This is a genomic window from Pseudomonas anuradhapurensis, from assembly GCF_014269225.2.
In the GTDB taxonomy this organism is placed as follows: Bacteria; Pseudomonadota; Gammaproteobacteria; order Pseudomonadales; family Pseudomonadaceae; genus Aquipseudomonas; species Aquipseudomonas anuradhapurensis.
Genome location: NZ_CP077097.1, coordinates 736632 through 759234, shown reverse-complemented (window position 1 = coordinate 759234; position 22603 = coordinate 736632). Strand labels below are relative to the sequence as shown.

General features: G+C 61.8%; 23 protein-coding genes and 1 tRNA gene. 14 read left to right on the top strand and 10 right to left on the bottom strand.

The features are described from left to right. Positions 1-70 precede the first annotated feature (70 nt). A complete protein-coding gene (locus HU763_RS03475) occupies positions 71-892 on the top strand; it encodes an ABC transporter substrate-binding protein (RefSeq protein ID WP_186689277.1) in 822 nt (273 codons plus the stop codon). After that, positions 889-1710 carry an amino acid ABC transporter permease gene (locus HU763_RS03470; protein WP_186689280.1) on the top strand — a complete coding sequence of 274 codons (822 nt, stop codon included), beginning with the start codon at positions 889-891 and terminating at the stop codon, positions 1708-1710. Before HU763_RS03475 ends, HU763_RS03470 begins: the two co-directional genes overlap by 4 nt. A 57-nt stretch (positions 1711-1767) precedes the next feature. On the opposite strand, the gene HU763_RS03465 is transcribed toward HU763_RS03470, so the two are convergent. Next, complete coding sequence (locus HU763_RS03465; protein ID WP_186689283.1) at positions 1768-2697, bottom strand: malate dehydrogenase; 930 nt, start codon at positions 2695-2697, stop codon at positions 1768-1770. Positions 2698-2810: 113 nt separating this feature from the next. Beyond that, positions 2811-4511, bottom strand: a complete 1701-nt coding sequence (gene leuA, locus HU763_RS03460; RefSeq protein WP_186689287.1) for a 2-isopropylmalate synthase — start codon at positions 4509-4511, stop codon at positions 2811-2813. Between the two features lie 419 nt (positions 4512-4930). On the opposite strand from leuA, the gene HU763_RS24970 reads away from it, so the two are divergent. Continuing rightward, entirely contained in the window at positions 4931-5104 is a 174-nt protein-coding gene (locus HU763_RS24970) for a YHYH domain-containing protein (RefSeq protein ID WP_476705419.1), read from the top strand. Positions 5105-5175: 71 nt separating this feature from the next. Here the strand turns inward: HU763_RS24970 and HU763_RS03450 are convergent, their stop codons facing one another. From HU763_RS03450 to HU763_RS03435, 4 genes are all read right to left on the bottom strand, one after another. Then, a complete protein-coding gene (locus HU763_RS03450) occupies positions 5176-5910 on the bottom strand; it encodes a TraX family protein (protein ID WP_186689292.1) in 735 nt (244 codons plus the stop codon). Beyond that, entirely contained in the window at positions 5907-6347 is a 441-nt protein-coding gene (locus HU763_RS03445) for a YqaA family protein (RefSeq protein WP_186689294.1), read from the bottom strand. Before HU763_RS03445 ends, HU763_RS03450 begins: the two co-directional genes overlap by 4 nt. A 4-nt stretch (positions 6348-6351) precedes the next feature. Further along, the gene (locus HU763_RS03440; RefSeq protein WP_186689306.1) at positions 6352-6669 is read right to left on the bottom strand and encodes a metal-sensing transcriptional repressor; all 318 of its coding nucleotides are present in this window, start codon (positions 6667-6669) and stop codon (positions 6352-6354) included. Between the two features lie 61 nt (positions 6670-6730). Beyond that, positions 6731-7936 carry an MFS transporter gene (locus tag HU763_RS03435; protein WP_275959735.1) on the bottom strand — a complete coding sequence of 402 codons (1206 nt, stop codon included), beginning with the start codon at positions 7934-7936 and terminating at the stop codon, positions 6731-6733. Positions 7937-8125: 189 nt separating this feature from the next. Between HU763_RS03435 and HU763_RS03430 the strand changes: the two genes are divergently transcribed. Continuing rightward, on the top strand, positions 8126-9067 hold the full coding sequence (locus tag HU763_RS03430; RefSeq protein WP_186689309.1) for a chromate resistance protein ChrB domain-containing protein: 942 nt from the start codon (positions 8126-8128) through the stop codon (positions 9065-9067). Continuing rightward, positions 9060-10430, top strand: a complete 1371-nt coding sequence (chrA, locus tag HU763_RS03425; RefSeq protein WP_186689312.1) for a chromate efflux transporter — start codon at positions 9060-9062, stop codon at positions 10428-10430. The genes HU763_RS03430 and chrA overlap by 8 nt, the downstream gene beginning before the upstream one ends. A gap of 26 nt (positions 10431-10456) precedes the next feature. On the opposite strand, the gene HU763_RS03420 is transcribed toward chrA, so the two are convergent. Continuing rightward, positions 10457-11104: a LysE family translocator gene (locus tag HU763_RS03420; protein WP_186689328.1), complete on the bottom strand. Its 648-nt coding sequence runs from the start codon at positions 11102-11104 to the stop codon at positions 10457-10459. 112 nt (positions 11105-11216) lie between these two features. Between HU763_RS03420 and HU763_RS03415 the strand changes: the two genes are divergently transcribed. The 8 genes from HU763_RS03415 (at position 11217) to HU763_RS03380 (ending at position 19529) form a co-directional block, all read left to right on the top strand. Next, a complete protein-coding gene (locus tag HU763_RS03415) occupies positions 11217-11669 on the top strand; it encodes an Lrp/AsnC family transcriptional regulator (RefSeq protein WP_186689332.1) in 453 nt (150 codons plus the stop codon). A 406-nt stretch (positions 11670-12075) separates the two neighbouring features. Continuing rightward, positions 12076-13053 carry a heme oxygenase-like domain-containing protein gene (locus HU763_RS03410; RefSeq protein ID WP_186689335.1) on the top strand — a complete coding sequence of 326 codons (978 nt, stop codon included), beginning with the start codon at positions 12076-12078 and terminating at the stop codon, positions 13051-13053. An 11-nt stretch (positions 13054-13064) separates the two neighbouring features. After that, positions 13065-14054 (top strand): iron-containing redox enzyme family protein, encoded by a 990-nt coding sequence (locus HU763_RS03405; RefSeq protein ID WP_186689348.1) that lies wholly within the window; start codon positions 13065-13067, stop codon positions 14052-14054. A 10-nt stretch (positions 14055-14064) separates the two neighbouring features. Next, positions 14065-15474, top strand: a complete 1410-nt coding sequence (locus HU763_RS03400; protein WP_186689350.1) for a hypothetical protein — start codon at positions 14065-14067, stop codon at positions 15472-15474. Continuing rightward, positions 15471-16721: an aminotransferase class III-fold pyridoxal phosphate-dependent enzyme gene (locus HU763_RS03395; protein WP_186689352.1), complete on the top strand. Its 1251-nt coding sequence runs from the start codon at positions 15471-15473 to the stop codon at positions 16719-16721. The genes HU763_RS03400 and HU763_RS03395 overlap by 4 nt, the downstream gene beginning before the upstream one ends. 3 nt (positions 16722-16724) lie before the next feature. Continuing rightward, positions 16725-17876 carry an ATP-grasp domain-containing protein gene (locus tag HU763_RS03390; protein WP_186689354.1) on the top strand — a complete coding sequence of 384 codons (1152 nt, stop codon included), beginning with the start codon at positions 16725-16727 and terminating at the stop codon, positions 17874-17876. After that, the gene (locus HU763_RS03385; RefSeq protein ID WP_186689356.1) at positions 17873-19093 is read left to right on the top strand and encodes an MFS transporter; all 1221 of its coding nucleotides are present in this window, start codon (positions 17873-17875) and stop codon (positions 19091-19093) included. The genes HU763_RS03390 and HU763_RS03385 overlap by 4 nt, the downstream gene beginning before the upstream one ends. Continuing rightward, positions 19077-19529 carry a GNAT family N-acetyltransferase gene (locus HU763_RS03380; protein WP_186689358.1) on the top strand — a complete coding sequence of 151 codons (453 nt, stop codon included), beginning with the start codon at positions 19077-19079 and terminating at the stop codon, positions 19527-19529. Before HU763_RS03385 ends, HU763_RS03380 begins: the two co-directional genes overlap by 17 nt. Positions 19530-19535: 6 nt before the next feature. On the opposite strand, the gene HU763_RS03375 is transcribed toward HU763_RS03380, so the two are convergent. The 3 genes from HU763_RS03375 to HU763_RS03365 all read right to left on the bottom strand — a co-directional run bounded on the left by HU763_RS03375 (position 19536) and on the right by HU763_RS03365 (position 21176). Continuing rightward, on the bottom strand, positions 19536-20024 hold the full coding sequence (locus HU763_RS03375) for an Lrp/AsnC family transcriptional regulator (protein ID WP_186673967.1): 489 nt from the start codon (positions 20022-20024) through the stop codon (positions 19536-19538). 595 nt (positions 20025-20619) lie between these two features. Then, positions 20620-20695: transfer RNA gene (locus tag HU763_RS03370), tRNA-Thr, on the bottom strand. Between the two features lie 70 nt (positions 20696-20765). Then, complete coding sequence (locus HU763_RS03365) at positions 20766-21176, bottom strand: pilin (RefSeq protein WP_186673979.1); 411 nt, start codon at positions 21174-21176, stop codon at positions 20766-20768. 216 nt (positions 21177-21392) lie between these two features. Between HU763_RS03365 and HU763_RS03360 the strand changes: the two genes are divergently transcribed. Continuing rightward, positions 21393-22601, top strand: coding sequence for a type II secretion system F family protein (locus HU763_RS03360; RefSeq protein ID WP_186689361.1), 1209 nt, complete (start codon positions 21393-21395; stop codon positions 22599-22601). The last annotated feature ends 2 nt before the right edge of the window (positions 22602-22603 follow it).

Sequence of the window (22603 nt, the reverse complement as noted above, 5' to 3'; positions counted from 1 at the left end):
CATTATGTGAGTTTCATTTATAACTATTAAATACGCTTTCTCCCAATTGGCCAACATTTCAGGTATGTGCATGCGATTTTCTACTGTGCTCGGTGCGGGCCTCGTGCTGCTCGCGACTGCTTCCCAGGCCTTTGCGGGCGCCACGCTGGAGCGGGTTGAATCGCGCAAGGAACTGGTCAACGTGCTGATGGAAAGCTACCCGCCGTTTTCCTTCGTCAACGAGCAGAACCAACTGGCCGGTTTCGACGTGGATGTGGCCAAGGCCGTGGCAGACAAGCTGGGCGTCAAGCTGCGTCTGGAAACCCCATCTTGGGATGTGATCGCCGCCGGCCGCTGGAGTGGCCGCTATGACATCTGCATCTGCTCGATGACCCCGAGCAAGGCCCGCGCCGAGGTGTTCGACTTCCCGGTGGAGTACTACGCCTCGCCTGCGGTGATCGTGGTCAACGCCAAGGATGAGCGCATCCATGGGGCGAAAGACCTGGACGGCCGCAAGGTCGGTCTGACCAGTGCCTCGAGCTACGAGAGCTACCTGAACAAGAACCTGGTGATCGAAGGCAAGGAAGAGCAGAAGATCGACTACCCCTTCGACTTCGTGCAGATCGCGCCGTACGACACCGACAACGTCGCCTTCCAGGACCTGGGCCTGGGCGCTGGCGTGCGCCTGGATGCCATCCTCACCAACCTGGTGACCGCGCAGCCGCGCCTGGAACAGGACAAGCGCTTCAAGCTGGCCGGCGCCCCGCTGTACGAGGAACCGAACTCGGTGGCCATCGAGAAAGGCGACCCCGAGTGGGATGCCAAGGTGCGCCAGGTGTTTGCCGAGCTGAAGGCTGACGGCACCCTGGCCAAGCTGTCGCAGAAATGGATCGGCGCCGATATCAGCAAATGAGCACCTTCCCCCCGTCCCTCAAGCCCGTGGCAAAAGCCACGGGTGCCGGCCTGTTCGGCTTTCGCACCCGGTTACTGCTGACCTGGCTGGCGCTGTTCGGCCTGTTCGTCGCGTTTTTCCTCAGCTTCGACCTGAAGTTTTCGATCATCCTGGAGAAGTTCCCGAACCTCGCCGGCTTCAAGCTCGGGCCCAACGGTTTTCTGCAGGGCGCGGCGCTGACCCTGTTCCTGTGCCTGTGTTCGATGGTGGTGTCGGTGCTGTTCGGCTTTGCCGCCGCGTTGGCGCGCTTGTCGAACAGTGCGGTGCTGGTGGGCATCGCCAGCTTCTACACCTCGTTCTTCCGCGGCACGCCGCTGCTGATCCAGATCCTGCTGATCTACCTGGGGCTGCCACAGCTGGGCCTGGTACCGGGCGCCATCAGTGCCGGCATCATCGCCCTGTCGCTGAACTACGGGGCCTACCTGAGCGAGATCTTCCGCGCCGGCATCCTCGGCGTCGCCCGCGGGCAGCGTGAAGCGGCGCTGGCGCTGGGCATGCGCACGCCGCAGATCTTCTGGCACATCGTCCTGCCCCAGGCCATGCGCGTGATCATTCCACCGACGGCCAACCAGTTCATCTCGATGCTCAAGGATTCGTCGCTGATTTCGGTAATGGGCGTGTGGGAGGTGATGTTCCTGGCGCAGTCGTACGGGCGCTCGAGCTATCGCTACCTGGAGATGCTGACCACGGCAGCGGTGATCTACTGGGTGCTGTCGATATTGCTGGAACTGTTGCAGGCGCGGCTGGAGCGGCATTTTGGCCGGGCGTATCAGCGCTAAGGGCCAGGCTCGGTAGGCAGGGGCTCTGTGGGAGCGGGCGTGCCCGCTCCCACACAGTCACAGCGCTTTCATTTCGGCAATATCCCGCGCCACCTGATCGGCCGACTGGTCGAACATTGCCTGTTCCTGCGCATCCAGCGGCAGCTCGATCACCCGCGCCAGCCCCTTCTCTGCCAGTACGCAAGGCACGCCCATGGCAATATCCTTGCGCCCATACTCGCCCTCCAGAATCGCTACCGCCGGCAAGATGCGGTTGCGCCCGTTGGCGATCGCATCCACCATCTGCGCAATGGCCACGCCCGGCGCATCGCAGGCGCTGCCCAGCTTCTTCAAGCCAAGGATCTCGCCGCCACCTTTGCGCGTGCGCTCGACGATCTGCTCGATCTGCTCACTGGACAGGAAGTGCGACAACGGCACCGAGCCGATCTGGCAGTAGCGCATCAGCGGCACCATGCTGTCGCCATGCCCGCCGAGCACCAGCGCGGTGATATCGCGGGCGGAGAAACCGGTCTGTTCGGCGATGAAACATTTCATTCGCGCGGTATCCAGCACCCCTGCCTGGCCGAACACCTTGCTGCGCCCCTGCCCGCTGAGGCTCCAGGCGCGGTAGGTGAGCACATCGACCGGGTTGGACACTACCAGCACGGTGGCCGTCGGCGCATGCTGCTTGATGTCCGCCATGATGCCGTCGAGGATGGGCAGGTTGGTAGCGAGTACATCCTGACGCGACTGGCCCGGCTTGCGCGGCACGCCTGCGGTGATCACCACCAGCTCGGAGCCCTGCAGCAACTCGGCGTCGCCGCCGCCATGCACGCGGGTATCGGAACCTGATTCGACTGCAGCTTGCCACACGTCCAGCGCCTTGCCCTTGGCCATTTCACCTTGCACGTCCATCAGCACCAGTTCACGGCACAGCTCGTCCCGGGCAATGATCTGCGCCGCCGCCTCGCCGACGATGCCGGCGCCTACGATTGACAGTTTGTTCATCTGACACCTCCCAGCGGCGCGCGCCACCAGGAACACGCCTGCGTATAGAAGGAGTATCGCCGGTTGGGACCAAAAGGCCACATTGACCGACGATCATCTGGCCCGTTGCGCTCTCAGCTGAGGGCCGCAACCACGTCCCCTATCGGCTCCAGCAGCCCCTGGCGAGTCGCCCTGCATACGGCGCTGACCACCGCCTGCAACGAGGCCTGCAAACTGCTGTGGTCCCTGCCGACGCCAAACAGCAACTGGCCGTTGACGCGAATTTCCACGTAGGCAATGGCTTCGGCCTGGGCACCATCACGCACCGCATGCTCGTGGTAGTCGGCGATGTCGAAACTCAGCCCTTGTGCGGCGAACGCATTGACCAACCCGGCCAGCGGCCCGTTGCCTTTACCAGCCAGCGTCACCCGCCCGCCCTCGAATGCCAGCTGTGCATTGATGTAGGTGCCAGCATCGTCACTGGTGATTACAGGCTGGGTCAGGGTGTAGGGCTTGCCCCGCTCCAGATAGTGATCGGTAAAGCTGGACAGGATCATCTCGCTGGTCACTTCCTGGCCCTTGGCGTCGGCGACGCGCTGAACCAGGCCGCTGAATTCCATCTGCAGGCGACGCGGCAAGACGATGCCCTGCTGCTCCAGCAAGTAGGCGACCCCGCCTTTACCCGACTGGCTGTTGACGCGGATCACGGCCTCGTAGTTGCGTCCCATGTCGGCCGGATCGATCGGCAGGTAGGGAATTTCCCAATAGCCGCCAGGGTTGTCGCGGCGGCGGGCAAAGCCCTTCTTGATGGCGTCCTGATGGGAACCGGAGAAAGCGGTGAAGACCAGTTCACCGGCATAAGGATGACGCGGATGGGTGGGCAGCTGGTTGCAATACTCGACTTCGCGCTGAACATGGATGATGTCCGAGAAGTCCAGCCCGGGGCTGATACCGCTGGTGTACAGGTTCATGGCCAAGGTCAGGATATCGACGTTACCGGTGCGCTCACCATTACCGAACAACGTCCCTTCGACCCGTTCGGCACCCGCCAGGCAGGCCTGTTCGGCAGTAGCGACCCCGGTGCCACGGTCATTATGCGGGTGAACGCTGATGATCACGCTGTCGCGTTTCTTTACCTGGCGGCAGAACCACTCGATCTGATCGGCGAACACATTGGCGGTGGCGACCTCGACGGTAGTGGGCAGGTTGAGGATCATCTTGTTGCACGGAGTTGGCTGAAACTCGTCGATGACCGCTTCACAGATTTCCAGGCCGAAATCCAGCTCGGTGAAACAGAAGGTTTCCGGCGAATACTGATAGGTCCACTGAGTTTGCGGGTTGGCCTGCATCAGTGCCTTGATCTCGCGGGTGGCCTGGGTGGCGATACCGACGCACCCGGCGCGATCGACACCGAACACGACCTCGCGGAATACCGGAGCGGTGGCATTGTAGACATGCACGATCGCCCGCGGCACGCCCTTGAGCGCTTCGAAGGTACGTTCGATCAGGTGGGTACGGGCCTGGGTCATGACCTGGATCGTGACGTCGTCAGGGATTGCACCGCTTTCGATCAACTCGCGCAGGTAATCGAAGTCGGTCTGCGAGGCCGCCGGGAAGCCGACTTCGATCTGCTTGAAGCCCACCTTGACCAACAAATCGAAGAAGCGACGTTTGCGCTCGGCATTCATTGGCTCTATCAGCGCCTGATTGCCGTCTCGCATATCGACACTGCACCAGGTGGGCGCCGCTTTCTGTACCCTGCCCGGCCAGGTGCGGTCTGGCAGATCGACGGTGGCGAAATGGCGGTACTTGGTGGAAGGGTCTTTCAACATCATGGCGGCGGTCTCCTTTGCCTGCGACGGATCATGAATGGCCGGCGACGAGACGACGACCAGATTTCAACATTGGATCCAATTTATGCCGAATGATGTTGCCCGCGATTGCGTTTTTTTCCGCAAGCGTGAATCAATTAATGCAGGATTGCATGAAAGATAGTTTTATTGGTGATTATTTGCGCAAAAATACTGAAGGCTATTAATTGCTGCCAGAAATATCGAAGCCTTTCCGATGCCCCTCAGCCTGTATTCAACGTCCGTCTGAATCAGCCATCGAGGGTAGACAGGTGCGAACAGGGAAGCAGGCTGGCGCGGATTTCAGCCCGCCCAAAGCCTGCACCGTCCTTACCGACCAATCCTTTTATCAGCTTCACCGTCATCTTGGTTGTTGTGCGGCAGCACTTTGTCCTACGCTATATATGGCAATAAGCCATCACTCAAACCAAGCAAGGAGTAGCCTGATGAAAGTTGCTTCTCTCATGATCGCTGCAGTCCTTTCGTTCTACTCGGTAGCCGCTTTCGCACATAGCGGCGGTACCGATTCCAAGGGTTGCCATACCAATCACAAGACGGGTGGCTATCACTGCCACTGAGGGAGTGATCAACCCTGAACCTTGGCGTCCTTGAGCCTGAGGATGCCAAGTAGGGAATCAACTCATGAGCGTTACAACAGCTGGCGAATACCCAACAACGCCAGCAGATGCCCAGGGTAGAACCAGTAGCCCCACTGCGTGACGGGCAAGACCTTGAACGGCAGGCGTGCCCAGAACAGGGCCAACCCGAGCAGCGGCGCCAGGGCTGCGGTCGAAAGCGCCAGGATCGCGAATGGCTCAAGCTGTGCGGCCCGTTCGAACAGGTCGCTTCGCGTGTTGCTGGCAACGCACAAGGCGACCGGGACCAGCAAGAACCGCTCGGGCCGCTTGAGTGCAAGCAGCAGCGCAGCGGGGAGCAACACCCCGTAAAAACCGTACATCAACGGTTCGCTCAACAAATAGCCCGCCACCAGTGCAGCGCCAGCCACTATCAGGCTTGCGAGGGTCCGGTGTTGCACGCCCCAAGCGACCATGAGGCCCAGCGCCAGGGTGACCAGCACGTTGAAGGTTGCCGAAGTGCCGAGCAGCCGGTAAGGCACTTCGGAAAGCGCAGCGAACAGCAGCAGAAGTGCGAGGTAGCGAGCGTTGCTGCAGGTGAACAACTCGCCTCGCGGGTTTCGCGAGACATTGATCGCCACTGCCAGGCAGAACAAGGGAAAGGACAGCCGGCCGAGTACGAACAGGTCAGCGCTCGCTGGCCAGGCCAACCGCATGTGGTCGAGCACCATGCTGATCAGGGCGATCCACTTGATCAGGTCCTGGCCGGTGTGCCGCGCTGCCAGCGGGCAGACGGGGGCCGGCGTCATGCCATGCTCCCGAGCACCACCAGCGTCAGCACCAGGTAACGCCCACCCTTGGCCAGGATGACCAGCAACAGGAAGCGCCAGAACGGTTCGCGCATGACCCCGGCCACCAGGGTGATCGGATCGCCGATCAGCGGCACCCAGCTCAGCAGCAGTGACCAGTATCCGTAGCGCCGGTACATGACCTGCGCTTTTTCCAGCTTGGCCTCGCTGACCGGGAACCAGCGCTTGTGGCGGAAATGTTCGATGCCCCGGCCAAGCACCCAGTTCGCCACTGAGCCAAGCACGTTGCCGGCGGTGGCCACCGCGACCAGCGTTACTGGCAGGTAGTGCCCGGACAGGAGCATCGCGACCAGCGCCGCTTCCGATTGCATGGGCAACAAGGTTGCCGCTGCAAACGCGGCCAGGAACAGCCCGAGGTAGCTGCTGAGTGCGAACACGGCGCTACAGGTACTTGGTGATTTGCTTGAATTCGTCGAGGGCCGAGCGATCGCCCTTGCTCAAGGCCGTGACCGAATCTTCCAGGCAGTGATCGATATGGTCCTGGATCAGCGTGCGCTTGGCCTGGCAGACCGCCTTTTCAACCGCATGCAGTTGCTGGGCAATGTCCACGCATTCACGCCCGTCCTCGATCATCACGATGATGCTGCGCAGGTGCCCGTCAGCACGCTTCAGGCGCTTGATGATCGCCTCATGGCTCTGGTGTACATGGGTATGCCCCGGCTCGGCATCATGTGGGTGATCATGGGAATGATCGGACATATCCAGGGCCTCTGTCAGGGGTTATTTACGCTGGCGATGCTATCCCCCCCTCGGGGTTGGGTCAAACGTGCAGCTTTGCGGCTGATTCACTGTCAGGGTGCCAGATCCGTTTGCTCACTACCCAGGCGAACCCGGCGAGCAGGCCCAGGCCGATGAACGCTGCGCCGAGATTGACGCTGGCACCCAGCCACCCGGCCAACGGATAGGTGACCAGCCAGCAGGCATGGGACAACGCGAATTGCGCCGCGAACAGGGCTGGCCGGTCCTGCGCCGAGGACGATCGACGCAAAATCCGCCCCGACGGCGTTTGTGCCAGCGAGTAGCCCGCACCCAACACCACCCAAAGCGCGATCAAGGCCGAATAGCTCGAGACGAAAGCGCCGAGCAGCAAGCCGACCACCAGAATCGCGCCACCGGCCAGCATGGCCTTGCGCTCGTCCAGGCGCTCCAGAAGCCGCGGCAATACCAACGCCACCACCATCGACCCGCCGCCGAAGGCCATCAAGGCCATGGCCATGGCACGCTGGTCGAGCCCCAGCTGCGCCTGCACGAACACCACCGTGTTCACGATCACCATCGCACTGGCCGCAGCAATCGCCAGGTTCAGCGCCAGCAAGCCGCGCAGGCGTGGGGTATGCAGGAAAATCCGCAGGCCTTTGGTAGTGCGTTCGTAGATGCTGCGCCTGGGCCCACGCACGGCAACCGGCAGTACCGCCGAAACCACCATGGCCGCCGAAACCACAAAACCGACGACGGTGCCGCCAAACAGGCTATGGAAGCTGAGCACAGTCAACAGCGCCGCCGCCAGCATCGGGCTGATGACGCTCTCCAGGTCGTAAGCCAGGCGTGAAAGCGACAGCGCCTTGGTGTACTCACGCTCATCGGGAAGGATGTCTGGGATAGTGGCCTGGAACGTCGGGGTGAAAGCGGCGGAAGCCGACTGCAGCACGAAGATCAGGACATACACCTGCCAGATCTGCGTGACGAAGGGCAGCAACAGCGCCACCGCGGCCCTGACCAGGTCGAGCGTGACCAGCATGGCCTTCCTCGGCAAATGTTCCGCCAACGCCCCGGCAATCGGCGCCACGCCGATGTAGGCCAGCATCTTGATCGCCAACGCCGTACCCAGCACGGCACCGGCCTGCGCGCCGGCCAGATCGTAGGCCAGCAGGCCGAGCGCCACGGTCGCCAGGCCGGTGCCGATCAAGGCGATCACCTGGGCGATGAACAGGTGCCTGTAAGTGCGGTTTTGCAGGACGGAGAGCATGGCACCTCGGGGCAAGGCTGAAGGCGATTGCTATCGCCTGGACTGAATCATCATGCCAATAGCCTATCCCCCCAGGGGGGATATCGCAACGCGGCGCCCTGCTGTCCACGACACCTCGTCAAATACCGTTACTTTTGCGCCAACCTGGCTTAATGTAGGGATAGATACATTTTATGTTGAGCTTCCTACATGATTGACTGGGCGCTACTGATCCTCGGGCTGCCGACAGCCAACGCCACCGAGCGTATGCGCGCCTGGAGAACCCTTAAAGCCTGCGGTGCCGCAGTACTTCGGGATGGCGTATACCTGCTGCCGGAACACAGTGCGGGGCGTAAAACGTTCGAAGCCGTGGAACGAGACGTGCTGGCCATCAACGGCACGGCATTTCTGCTGACGCTGGCGGAACGTGAAGAGCGCTTCAGCGGGCTGTTCGACCGCAGTGACGAATACGCCAAGCTGCTCGCTGAAATTGCCGGCTGCCGGGCGGACCTGTCGCCGGACAATGCCCTGCAGACAGCCCGGCAGGCGCGCAAGCTGAGGAAGATGTTCACTCAGCTGGCAGCCATCGATTTCTTCCCGGGCGCACTGAAAGCCCAGACCGACTCGGCTTTGCAGGCGCTCGAGACCGACATCAGCCGCGCCTTGTCTGCCGATGAGCCGCGCGCCCACGACCAGGCCATCACCCGCCTGGCGCGTGGCGACTATCAGGGCCGCCGCTGGGCGACCCGCAAGCGCCCGTGGGTCGATCGCCTGGCCTGTGCCTGGCTTATCCGCCGCTTCATTGATGCTAACGCCCGGTTCATCTGGCTCGACAGCCCCGGCGATTGCCCAGACGATGCGCTGGGCTTCGACTTCGATGGCGCCAGGTTCAGCCATGTCGGGCAGCGGGTGTCGTTCGAAACGCTTATCGACAGTTTTGAGGTTCAGCAGCCAGGCCTGGCACGCCTGGCGCGTGTGATTCACTACCTGGATGTGGGAGGCTACCAACCCTCCGAAGCACCCGGTATCGAGCGTGTCCTCGCCGGCTTGCGCGCAAGCATCGGCGATGACGACCAACTGACAACCGTTGCCGGGAGCATCTTCGATGGGCTGCTGACGGCTTTCGCAAGTGAGGAAATCGAAAATGGTTGATACCCCCTCCGCCGTGAGCGAACAGCCAGAGCCGCAAGCTGCGCTGCGGCCGGTCAGCTTGTTCGAGGCCTTCCTGTTCTGGCTCAAGCTGGGCTTCATCAGCTTTGGCGGGCCCGCCGGGCAGATTTCGATGATGCACCAGGAGCTGGTCGAGCGCCGTCGGTGGATCAGCGAAAAGCGCTTCCTGCATGCACTGAACTACTGCATGCTGCTGCCCGGCCCCGAGGCCCAGCAACTCGCCACGTACATCGGCTGGCTGATGCACCGCTCGTGGGGCGGCGTGATTGCCGGCGCGCTGTTCGTGCTGCCTTCGCTGTTCATCCTGATCGGCTTGTCCTGGGTCTACATCGCCTTCGGTGAGGTGCCAGTAGTCGCCGGCATCTTCTATGGCATCAAGCCGGCGGTCACCGCCATCGTCGTTCACGCGGCCCACCGGATCGGCTCGCGGGCCCTGAAGAACGGCTGGCTGTGGGCCATGGCCGCGGCCTCGTTCGTGGCCATCTTCGCGCTCAACGTGCCGTTCCCGCTGATCGTGCTGGCCGCCGCGCTGATCGGCTATGCGGGCGGCCGCTTCGCCCCGGACAAGTTCGTGATCGGTGGTGGCCATGGGGCTGCGAAGAACAGCTATGGCCCGGCGCTGATCGATGACGACACACCGACGCCCGAACATGCCCGTTTCAGCTGGGGACACCTGCTGCGCCTGCTGCTGGTCGGTGCTGCGCTGTGGTGCCTGCCCATGGCGCTGCTGACACTGACGTTTGGCTGGGGTGCGACCCTGACCCAGATGGGCTGGTTCTTCACCAAGGCCGCGTTGTTGACCTTTGGCGGGGCCTACGCCGTGTTGCCCTATGTCTACCAGGGCGCTGTCGGCCATTACGGCTGGCTGTCACCGGCGCAGATGATCGACGGGCTCGCCCTGGGCGAAACCACGCCAGGGCCGCTGATCATGGTGGTGGCCTTTGTCGGCTTCGTTGGAGGTTACCTGCACCCGATGTTTGGCGCGGAACACCCGTTCCTCGCTGGCGCGGTCTCGGCCAGCCTGGTCACCTGGTTCACCTTCCTGCCGTCGTTCCTGTTCATTCTCGGCGGTGGGCCGTTGGTGGAGTCGACGCATGACGAGGTGAAGTTCACTGCGCCGCTGACCGGGATTACGGCGGCGGTGGTGGGGGTGATCCTGAACCTGGCGATGTTCTTCGGTTATCACGTGCTTTGGCCGAAGGGGTTTGCTGGCGCGTTCGACTGGCCTTCGGCGGTGATTGCGGTTGCGGCGGCGGTCGCCTTGTTCCGCTTCAAGCGCGGGGTGATTCAGGTGCTGTTTGGCTGTGCCGTGCTTGGCCTGGTAGTGCATTTGCTGCGGGCTTGAAACCAGCGGCGATTCACAGCCCCTGCTCAACGAGGAACGACCTGCCACAACTCGGAGAACACCTGGACGAACCCGAAAGTGCCGATGGCGACTGCGGAAACGGCAGAGATGACGCGCATGAAGGCAACAGGCATTTTCTTGCGCAGTGCTGCGGTAAACCCGCTCAGGCAGAGCCACCAGGCAGCCGATCCTAGAAACACCCCGGCGAGCATCAGGAAGGTGGCGAACCACATTGCGCTGTCGCTCTGCTGTCGCTGGCTGGCCAAGGGATCGAGCGCTGCAAAAATGGCAATGAAGGCCAATATGGTCATCGGGTTTGACAGGGTTAGCCCAAACGCTGTGAGAAAGTCGCGCGTCACCGACGCAGAAGCGGCCGCCTCCGCAGCCTGCCTGGGTTTCAACGCATCTCGGGCAATGCTCCAGGCCAACCACAGCAGAAATGCACCACCCAACACTTTGAGCACGCTGGCCAGCGAAGGGGCAGCCAGGAAAATCCCGGTAATGCCCAGCGCGCCGATCAACCCATAGACCGTATCGGCGCTGGCAGCCCCCAGCCCGGTCGCGAGCCCCGAACGGAAGCCGTTCTTCAGGCTTCGCTGAACGCACAGCAGTCCAATCGGGCCCACAGGCGCAGCAATCGAAAAGCCGATAACGAATGATTTAGCCAGCAGCATGGGTTTCTCCAGACGATAGGCAGGGGGCTCGGGAGAATGGTAGGTATACCGGCGATTGTGCAGAATGGGTTTTCCAAGGAAAAAAACAAATCTACCTAAGGAATTAAGGCACATGGATGATATTGACTGGAAAATCCTCGAGCGCCTTCAAGGCAATGGCCGCATGACCTATACCGAGCTTGCGCGGCATGTGCATCTATCGGTGCCCGCTGTAACCGAGCGCATCAGGCGCCTTGAAGAAGAGGGGGTGATTGAGGGCTATGCGGCTCGGGTCAACCCGATAGCTGCGGGTTACCTGGTTGGCGCAATGTTGGCGATGACCGTGCCTCAACCGGCCAAGGCGAAGTTTCTCAAGGTGTTGGAGGGGATACCGGAGGTTTTGGAGTGCCATCACATAACGGGGGCGGACTCCTACATCTTTCGGGTGGTGGCGGCGAGCATGGGTGATTTGGAGCGGTTGATTGAAAAGATCAACCACTATGGGGAGACGCGGACGTCCATTGTGATGTCGACCCCGATTCCACCGCGTGCGCTTGAGCGGCCTGCGCGGATACCAGCCGCTTAACGCCCCAAGACTCCACCGCACTTGACCGCCTGCGGCCACTCCCAGGTATGCCCAGAGCAACAGCAGCGCCTTGGAAAAATCTTCCAAACCTGGCGCCAGCGAAGCTTCGAAAAAGCAATTTTTTTTCCTTCAGCGGGTGCTTGAATAGTTCCCGCCGGGTTTAGACATTTCGATGTTTAATTGCATGCACGCCATGTATCGGACCGGACCGGCACCACCCATTACTGAAGGGATAAAGCTATGTCGACTACCGTTGCCAAATCGGAAAAGAAAGTTGAAACCTCCAGCAAAAAAATCGTGATCAAGGCCAAGAATCAGCGCCCGATCCTGATGGCTGCTCACCTGTAACAAGGCGTCACTGGCCGGGCGTAATGCCCGGCTATTTCTTTCGACCAGGAGCATTGGGATGAGCGAGTCTTTTGTCGCATTTGGCCGGTTCGAAGAGGGTAATGACCCTGCAGTAAAAACCTTTCTGTATTCAGGCAGCGAGCATGAAATCAGCGGTTTGACGGGCGACACCGCTCAGTGGAACCAGGTGCTCGCGTTATGTGACGGCACTAAAACACTGGACGAAGTCTGTGCGCTCAACGGCGCCCTGCCCAGCCAGGAGGTGGGGGATTTCCTGAACTCTCTTGCCGAAAACAACCTGGCCTACCGCGTCGACTCCGGCGAACGCTACATGACCGGTGATGAAGCCATACTCGTTATCGAGGACCTGCAGGCGGAGTTGCTGCACAAGACGCTCTATGCAAACAAGTTCTGGCGTGCATTGCAGACGCCGAAGCAAGTACCGGTAAACGTTTATTACGGCATGGCCATCGAGAATTTCAACTTCCTCTACCGCGAAAGTTGGTTCGACTCGCCCGTACTCAATTATGTGGCGTCGGAAAAGGCGCGGTTGAAAATGAATGAGTTCTACGGTGAAGAGTACGGCCACGATGAACTCATCTTCAAGGCGCTGAGTACCCTCGGCATCACCCAGCAGCAGATACGCGCATCGGTGCCGCTGCCGGAAACCCTCGCCCTGTGCAATGCACTGGCCTATTGGGCCGCGACCGATCCGCTGTTCTTCTTCACCACCATGGGCATTCTCGAAGGCAAGGACATCGAGGTCGACAGCTACATCCTGGCGATGCAGGCCAGCGGGAAGGTCGACAAAGCCTTCATCGACCCGATCCTGGCCCACGCCAACATCAACATCGGCGCCGAGCACGGCGTACTGACCCGTGAACTGTTCGCCGAAATACCTGTGGTGACAGCAGACCAGTTGCGCAGCATGAAAGCCAACACCCATGTGTTCGTCGAGCTGTACGACAACTTCCACTCCGCCGTCTGGGATTTCTACTCGACCACCGACACCCTTCTCCGGCCAGTCAACCCATAAGGGGCGCCCGCATGCAAACCCATAGCCAACGTTTTCGTTATCCCAAGTTCCGGGCGGGCGTCCTGCACACACAGGTCGGTGACAGCCATCACCTGGACTATCGGCTGCAGAGCGTGGTGCTGGAGGATCCGCAGGACACCAGCCTGGTGGAATTGCTGGCCGACCTGAAAGAAGGCTGCCTCAGCACCGACGAGCTCTACCGCAAGCATGAAGCGCGCTTCGAGGCCGAATCAATAGCTGAGCTTATCGCCGACCTGGACAAGCACTACCTGCTGACAGAAGGCCGCTACCGCAAACCGGTAGGGGTGCTTTCTGGCAAGGAGTTCACGCGCAAGCTCAACGCCAGTATTGCCAGTTTCCACCGGAAACAGGGCGACTCGCCGCTGTATACGCGCATGAAGGACCAGAGTGTCACCCGCACTCAGCTCATCGGCTTCGCCGTCGAGTACTACCACATCGTCAAGCAGGCGCCGAAAGTCATCTCGCCGGCGCTGGCCCACCACACCAGCCCTGAGGTGTATCAAGGGATCAAGAAGCTGTTCCTGGAAGAGCACGATCATGAGTCGCTGCTGGCCGACGCGCTGCACGCGGTGGGAATCGACAAGCACAAGCTCAGCCAGGTGGCGCCACTGGACTCGACCTTCTCCATCTTTTCCTCGCTCGGTGTGTACGCGCGCCAGCACCTGCTGTCGTTCATCAGCGCGCTGTTCCTGTTCGAAGAGCCCTATCCGGAATTCAACCAGCTGTTCATCGAATCCTGTCAGCGCCTGGACATTCCCAAGGCGTTCTGGGGCCCAATCATCGGGCACTCCAACGTCAACGAGTCCGAAGGCCACGGCAACATCACCAACGAATTACTCGGCTACTTCCCGGCGATTTCGGACGAGGAAGCCCGAGTGACGCTGATTCACACCTGTTCGCTGCTCGAACTGATGGGCCGCTGGGACAACCAGATCTGCTCGTACTACGAGACGAGCGTCAAACTTCGCCTGTTCAGCTGAGGAACCCGACATGGAAAAGTGGTCCATTGGCAGCTACCGCAAACCGTTCCTCGACGTTGGCTATTTCCATTCGGACGCGGCCAGTGGAACGGTCGAGATTGGCGAAAAGGATTCCGAATTCGCCTTGTCTTCCGAATCCATGGCCTTTCTCGACGCGACATTGAAAGGCCTGATGCGCGAAGACAGCGAGCATTGGCCGGCGCTGCGGCAGAAAGCCGCCGACCCGCAGCTGCAGGACATCGTTGCGATACTCGACGATGCCGGCCTGATCAGGGAGTCGGCGCCCGAACACACCCTGGCGAAGAAACACCAACTGTTGCAGCAGGCCCTTGAAGAGGCGTGGTCGGCCCTGCAAGGACAGCGCTTCGCCGACCTCGACGTTGTCCGCGAATTACTGCACTGCATTGCCGACACCTCGCCACGCCCTTTCGATGCCTTGTACGCCAGCAGCCCGAACGTCTACCTGGTCTATGCCCGTGTGGCGCTGCAGAGCTGGTCGGTCATCTGCCCGCCCGCGGTACCCGCAGCCGCCGCGCTGCTTGAGCGGCTGCTGGGCGGGCCGCCGCGCGAGGTTGCCGTGGAGTTCAGCGCGTTCTGGGTGAGCGAAGTGCGCAAATGTCTGTCGGTACTGACCTGGCTGCTGGTGCGCAGCCAACAGCCGGGGGCGCATAAGCTCTGCACGAGCGTGCTGGCCGTTGATGCCGAGGATTCGGGCCTCAACCTGGCCATTCGCCTGGAACGCTGGGGGCTGGATTTCCTCGCCGAGCAAGGCAGCAGCCAGTACCGCGCCTCGTTCAACGCCGACAACGACCGCCGCGACGCCCTGATCGCCGCGAGCTATGCCCAGGAGTACTACATCACCGACCGGTTCATCGACCTGATCTGCCCGGCCATCGCCCAGCGGTTGCCCCGACCGCTGAAGAAACTCGCGCGCCGCTACTACATGGAAGAAGCCGGACATGAGCTTTACGAGCTCAAGACCTGCAAATCGCTGGGCATGAGCGAAGAGGCATTGCACACCGCGCTACCGACACCCTTCGCCCAATTGTTGTGCGATTTCTACACCTATTTCGCGACCCGCGACGTGGTGTCGTACTTCGCGGCAGCCACCATCACCGAAGGGCTGCCAGGCCAGGAAAACCTGCTCAATGCCTTGTCTGCGCAATTCAGCAGCACGCCCCTGTTCAACAACCGCCCTTCGCGCAAGCATGAGCAGTTGAACGACAAACTGGCCCACCAGTACATCTCGCGGATCATGCTGTCCGAGGTGGGCGAACTGAGCGTGGCACAACAGTGCTCGACCGCCACGGCCTACGCCCTGCTGCTGGAGCTGACCCACCGCGCCTGGGAGGAACTGCACCGGCTGCATGTCGTCAACCGCCGCCCGCCGCTGAATTTCGCCATGGAAGATTTCCTGTGAGCCCAACGACGGCTCTGGAGCGATACCAGGCGCTGGTCAACCCGCACTGGGCAGGCTTGTTGCAGCAGCTGGGCGAGGCCCCGGTATTCCTTCGCGCCAAAGGCGAATTCTTGTACGACAACGAAAATAAGCGCTGGCTGGACTTCATCGGCCACTACGGGGCTTCGATCCTCGGGCACAACCATGAAGCGGTCCAGCAGTGCCTGGTGGCGCTGCTCCGCCAAGACCTGCCCGCCGGGGCGCCCTTGGGAATTTGTACCGCGGCCGCGCCACTGGCGGAGCGCCTGGTCGAGCGCATCGAACTGCCCGGCTCATGGAAGCTGTGTACCCTGACCACCGGCACCGAAGCGGTGGAAGGCGCGGTCAAGGCGGCGCTGTTTCACACCTCGCGGCGCAAGGTGCTGGTCCGCCAGCGCTGCTTCCATGGCAACAGTGCCTTGACCCTGCACCTCAGCGATCAGCCCGCCCACCGCGCGGGTTTCGAGACGCTGCGCCCCGACCTGCAAGTGGTGTATTTCGAGGAGATCGACCAGGCATTGGCACTGATCGCCCATGAAGACGTCGCCGCCCTGCTCATCGAACCCGTCCAGGCCATCGGCGGCGGCCGTTGCTGCACTGCCGACGAGGCAGACCGCTTGCTCCTGGCGTGCCGGGAGTTCGGCACCGTCAGCATCGTCGACGAGGTGTTCTCCGGGCTCGGCCGCTGCGGCGCCTATTCGGCGATGCAGGCCCTGGGCTGGCGTGAACGGCCCGACGTGCTGTTGCTGGCCAAGGCGCTGACCGGGGGCATGATACCCAGTGCCCAATTGCTGCTGCGCACGCCGCTGTTCGACAAACTGTTCGCCCGGCCCGGTTGCCAGAAGATCCTCGGCAGCACCTTCGCCAACAACAACCTGGCGCTGAACCTGGCCAGCGCTGTGCTGGACCTGCTCGACGAGTACCTTCGGGCGGACCATGCGCTGGCCCCACTGGAGCGCTTTGCCGGGCAACTGCGCGCCTGCGCGACACGCTGCCCGGGTGTGATCGAGGAGGTTACCGCACTCGGTGCGTGCTTCTTCATCCGCGCGCGGGATGCACAGACCTGCTTCAACCTGTGGCACTCGCTGTTTCTCAACCAGGTCTGCACCACGATCTGCGCGCATGATCCCGCTGTGCTGAAGCTGATCGTGCCGCTGACCGTCAGCCAGGACTCGCTGGACGAGTTCCTGCACGTGTTCTCCGAACTGACCCTCGACCTGCAAGGGTGATCGATGAGCCTGCTATTGCTCGGCCCCACAGACGACTACTTGCGCAAGGTCATGGCCGTGGCGCCGTCGGTCATCGTGCTGACCGAGCCGAACCGGCTGACCCCTTGGCAACGTACGGCACCGTGCGAAATCCACCTGGCGGATTTCAACGACCTCCCTGGCCTGCTGTTCAAAGCCAGCGCCATCGACGCATCCGCGCCGTTGCGGGCGGTGTTGTCGTTCACCGAGCTCGGTACCGTACCGGCGGCCATCATCGGCCGAGTCCTGGGTATCGTGGCCCCGCCGCTGCATCCCTCGCTGGTCACGCGGGACAAGGTGTTGACGCGCGAGGCGCTGCGCGACCATGGGCTCACCCAGGTCGCCTTCTGCGAGCGGTGGACCGGCACGAGCGAGACTGCGCTGCACAACGAAGGCAGCGATACGCTTGTGGTCAAGCCTGTGGACGGTACCGGCAGCCGCGACGTGCAGCGGGTCGAACCCGGTGCCAGCGTGAACCTCGCGGCAAACCGACGCTACATCGTCGAAACCTGGATACCAGGCAAGGAATACAGTTGCGAGACCTTCAGCATCGCCGGGGTTCACCATTTGCTGGCCGTGACGGAGAAACGCCTGGGTGGGGTAAGCGGGCTGGTGGAACTCGGCCACGTGGTCGATCCCGAATCATCCGGCCTGTCCGCCAGCCACTGGCGTTACATCACCCGCTGCCTGGATGCCATCGGCCTCAGCGACGGGCCGGGACACCTGGAGTTCAAGCTCGACGGCGAGGCAATCGAGATCATTGAATGCCATAACCGGCCAGGAGGCGACCGCATCTGGCATCTGGTGGAGATAGCAACCGGGTTCGACATGGTCAGCGCCCATGCCCGGCTGCTGCTCGACGAGCCGGTGAAGGTGACGCTCGCTCGTCGCGGGTGCGCCGCCATCCGCTATTTCGACTTCCCTGCCGGCACCGTAAGGTCGATCCGCCTGCCCGAAAACAGGGCCGATTACGTGCATTGGCTGGAAATGAAGCTTGCACCCGGCGACCGGATCGCAGGCATGACCGACTCGTTCCACCGTCATGGCGGCATCATCGTCTCGGCGCCCGATCGGGCTCTGCTGGACGCACGCCTGAACCTGGAAATCGACCACATCGAGGTCATTGTCGCCCCATGAACCTACGCACCCTGCTGGTTACCATGCCGAGCGACGCACGGCGCGTCGTACTGGTCCAGTTCCTGACCGCACTGGGTTACTTTTCGGTCATTCCCTTCTTCGTGGTGTACCTGGTCAAGGTGCTCGGGCAGTCCCCGGCCTTCGCCGCGGGGCAGCTCACGTTGTTTCTCACGGGGCAATACGTGGCATCCTTTGCCGGGGCCTACCTGAGCCACCGGACCAACCCCTTGTTGACGATGAAGGTTGGCCTGGTGTTGCAGATCGCCACCTATGCCCTGTTCGCCACCGGTGTGTCCGCCGCGCCCGCACTCTGCGCGCTGAGCCTGGCGCTGGGGGTGAGCAAGGCGTTTTTCACACCTGCAGCGAAGGCCGCACTCGTCGCCCTGACACCGGGTGAGAACCACTACCTGCTGTTTTCCTTCCGAAGCACGGTCAACAACCTCGGTGTAGCGGTGGGCAGTGCCCTGGGGGCCGCGCTCATCGACCAGACGGCATTCGCCTTCTTTTTGTTCGCAGCGTGCATCCAGGTAGTGGCGCTGTGGGTGCTTCGGGTCGTACGTGCTCCCGCGACGGCACCCGAGCGCGTTGCCCGGCCGAAACCAGCCTTCGGCAAGGCCGTACGTGCAGTGGTGGGCATGCCACTGGCAGTGATCCTGATGATCGTCACCCTGTGCTACCAGTTCCATTACATCCAGTTGGAGTATGCCCTGCCCCTGGTCGCCGACAGCGCGTGGGGCACCGATGCTGTGGCCCACGTATTCTGGGTGAACGCCGCCGCGGTGATGGCGCTGCAGATTCCCCTGAACACGTGGCTGTCGCAACGACTGTCGGTGTATTTCACCCTGGCCCTGGGCTTCGCTTGCATGTTGCTGGCCTTCTGGCTTCTGGCCGAGTCGTCCGGCCGGCCACTGTTCCTGATTGGCGTGTTGTTGTTCACCCTTGGCGAAATCACCATCGACCCGGCGATCGACGCGTTGCTCAGCAAAGGCCTGGCGGTCGACCTGCTCCCGGTGGGCTTCGGTGTGCTGGGCCTGATGGGCCTATTGGGCGCAGTGGCAGGCAACGCGGTCGCCAGCCGCTTCGTCGCCGCGGGCGACTTCACCTTGTTCTGGTATGTTAACTGCGCGCTTGCGGCACTGGCGGTGGCCCTGGTGGCCTTCTACCGCAAACAAGACAACCCGGCATTCAAGGAAGGGCTTCATGGACACCATCACTGAAACCGACACCATCACGCTGACACTGGACAAGACCCGCCTGGACATCCCGTACGTCCACGGCTTCCTCACTACCTCGAGCTGGGCCGCCGGCATCTCCCGGGAGCGGGTGGAAACCAGCATCAACAACAGCCTGTGCGTGGGTGCCTACGACGGCGACAAGCAGGTGGGCTTCGCCCGGCTGGTCACGGATTACGCGACGTTCGGTTACCTGTGCGACGTCTTCGTCGACGAAGCGTACCGGGGGCGGGGCCTGGGGCGGCGCCTGTCGGAAACGTTGCTCGAAGTACCCGAGGTCCGTTCGCTGCGGCGCATCCTCCTGGCCACCACCACCGCTCCCTGGCTGTACGAGAAAATTGGCTTCACACCGGTGAACCGGCCCAACTACCTGTGGCAACTCCACCGCCCGGACGTGTACGCCCAGCCTCCCACCACGTGAAATGACTCAAGCGGAGATCGAGAAGATCGGCAGGTCGTTGCTGGCGCGGATCTCCCGTAGGCTGACCGAGGTCTTGATCTGTTTGATGCATTTCAGCGAGCGCAACGTCAGCTCGACGAACTGCGAATAGATCTCCATGTTCGGACAGACGATGTGGACCAGGAAATCGAAGTCGCCGGTGACGTTGTACAGCGCCATCACTTCGGGCGAGGCGGTCAGCCGCTGTTCGAGGTCACGCGTGCATTCGGGGGTATGGGAATCCACCGACAGCTGGATGAATGCCGTGATGTCGAAGCCCAGCACTTGCTTGTCGAGGATCGCCTGGTAGCGCTTGATATAGCCATCGTCTTCCAGCCGCTTGAGCCGCCGCCAACAAGGCGTCTCGCTCAGGGCGATCTTTTCGCTCAATTTGGAGAGGGTTGTCCGGCAATCGGATTGCATGATGGACAGGATTTGCAGGTCCACTGAATCAAGGGCGCTCGATTTCCTTTTCATGGCCATTCCTTGGTTGGATTACTCAATCAGGACATAACGTAATCGGCAGATGAACGGTACTACCCCTGTTGTTATATGAAACTGGGAATACACGACGGGTAGGGATTGCGATGGGCCGGGGGCAGGTACTACAGGGATCTGGGCCTGCCAGGTCGCGAGGGGCGAATCGATTAAGCAACGGCGGGGGGTTGGTGTCAATAGGTAGCGCAAGTCCTCCGCCGGACTGTTGAGATACGAGATATCTGCGGCCAAAGTGTGCGAGCCGACAGCAGCATGAGACAGATAGGGAGAACCAAGCCCCTCACTCTGCAGCCCTTGCGGGGTGTTTCGTGAGCTTTTAAAAACGGGTCTCTATTGCGGGACAAGGTTTCGTAGGCGTACTCGCAAAACCGGCAATATTTTCGCCCGGGATCGCGGGTAAACCCGCTCCTACAGGGCGGGAGCTGCCTGTAAAAATGGGCGTGGTGGCCGCAGGGGTTTGAACGGTTAAGTCCGAGACTTGCAGGCCTGTTGAGAAAAAACAGGCGCAAGAAAGCCCGCACTAGGCGGGCTTACTGATGGTGCGATAGCAAAGAATACTATCGACCAAACTGTCTGGTGCCGGAGACAGGAATCGAACCTGCGACCTTCGCGTTACGAGTGCGCTGCTCTACCGACTGAGCTACACCGGCGTGTAGCGCAACGTACCACTGCTCGCACCCGTTACGCAAACCCCTGTTTCGCCTACCTTATTACCCCACCTCAAGGCGCCTTGCACCCCTTCGGTGCCAGGTCTTCTTCAATGTCGGTCGTACACGCCCAGCCAGCCGCCGCGCGCGTCAGGGTAATGGCCTTGCCGAGCACGGTAGCCGGCGCATCCACCAGGGTACAAACGATGCTCCCGGTGCCGTCCGCCGCCTTGCCGCTGGCCGTGATCGCACAATGCGCCGTGGCCGGCTGCCCACCCAGCTCGGCCACCGTCGCCACGTCCTTGCCATCATTCAGGCGCAGGTCCATCGCGGTCTTCAGCGCGCTGATCTCCAGCAACCCGGCCGCAGCCTTCGAGCGGGACTGGTGGTTGGTGTACATCGGTAAGGCGATGGTCGCCAGAATGCCGATGATCGCGACAACGATCATCAGTTCGATCAGGGTGATACCGCGTTGCCCTTTCATGAACAGTTTCCTTTTTGCTACGTGTACTCGTTGAGGTCTGTCTCGCCCCAACCGGCAGCGGCGCAGTAGGCCTGAACAGACACCTTTTGTCACCCCTGCCCGCTTGGGCGTCATCTTCGCTGAACTACTCTAGTGAGCATCATGGACGCGCGCCCTGGCATGGACCCGGCAAGCTGTTTCGAAGCTTGTCGCACGGGCAGGAAAAAGGACCTTGGCATGAACCCATCGACTCCTCTCTACAGCTGGCACGGCACCGACGCCAACGGCCAGCCGGTCAGCGGCCAGACGCCCGGGCGCAGCCCGGCACACGTGCGCGCCGGGCTGATTCGTCAGGGCATCAAAGTGGCAAGTTTGCGGCCCGCCGGCGGGCTGACCTTCAGTTTGCCGAAACGCCAGGCAAAAGCCGACCCGGCAGGATTCAGCCGGCAATTGGCGACCTTGCTCAAGGCCGGGGTACCGCTGCTGCAGGCGTTCGAGGTGATGGGGCGCAGTGGCTGCGACGCGGGGCAGGCGGCGTTGCTGGGCAGATTGAAACAGGATGTGGCCTTGGGCCTGGGGCTGGCGGACGCGTTGCAGCGCCACCCAGGCTGGTTCGATGCGCTGTACTGCAACCTGGTGCGGGTGGGTGAGCAATCCGGCACGCTCGACCGGCAGCTGGAACAGCTGGCGACCATGCTGGAACAACGCCAAGCGCTGCACAGGAAAGTGCGCAAGGCGATGATCTATCCGCTGCTGCTGTTGCTGACCGGGTTGGGGGTGTCGGCGATTCTGCTGCTGGAGGTGATACCCGAATTCGAGAACCTGTTTTCAGGCATGGGCGCGGCATTGCCAGCGTACACCCAATGGGTCATCGACTTGTCCACGCTGCTGAGCCGGTTTGCGCCGCTGTTGGTGGTGCTGAGCGCTGTGCTCGGTTTCGCCATGCGCCGGATTTACCGGCAGCATGCACCGACGCGCCTGTGGCTATCCCGGCAGGTGCTGGGCTTGCCGGTGTTCGGCAGGTTGCTGGCGCAGGCGGCGCTGGCGCGGTTCGCCCGTAGCTTGGCAACGGCCTATGCCGCCGGAGTGCCTTTGCTGGATGCATTGGGTACGGTGGCGCGGGTGAGTGGTGGCGACTTGCACGAACAGGCGGTTTTGCGGTTGCGCCAGGGCATGGCCAATGGGCAGGGGCTGCACCAGGCGATGGCCGCCGAGCCGCTGTTTCCACCGTTGCTGGTGCAACTGACGGCCATCGGTGAAACCAGCGGTACGCTGGACCAGATGCTGGAGAAAGCCGCCAGCCATTACGAGGAACAGGTCAGCCAGGCGCTGGACCAGTTGACCAGCCTGCTGGAGCCAGCCATCGTGCTGATCCTGGGCGTGCTGGTAGGCGGCCTGGTGGTGGCGATGTACCTGCCGATCTTCCAGTTGGGTAGCTTGATCTGAAC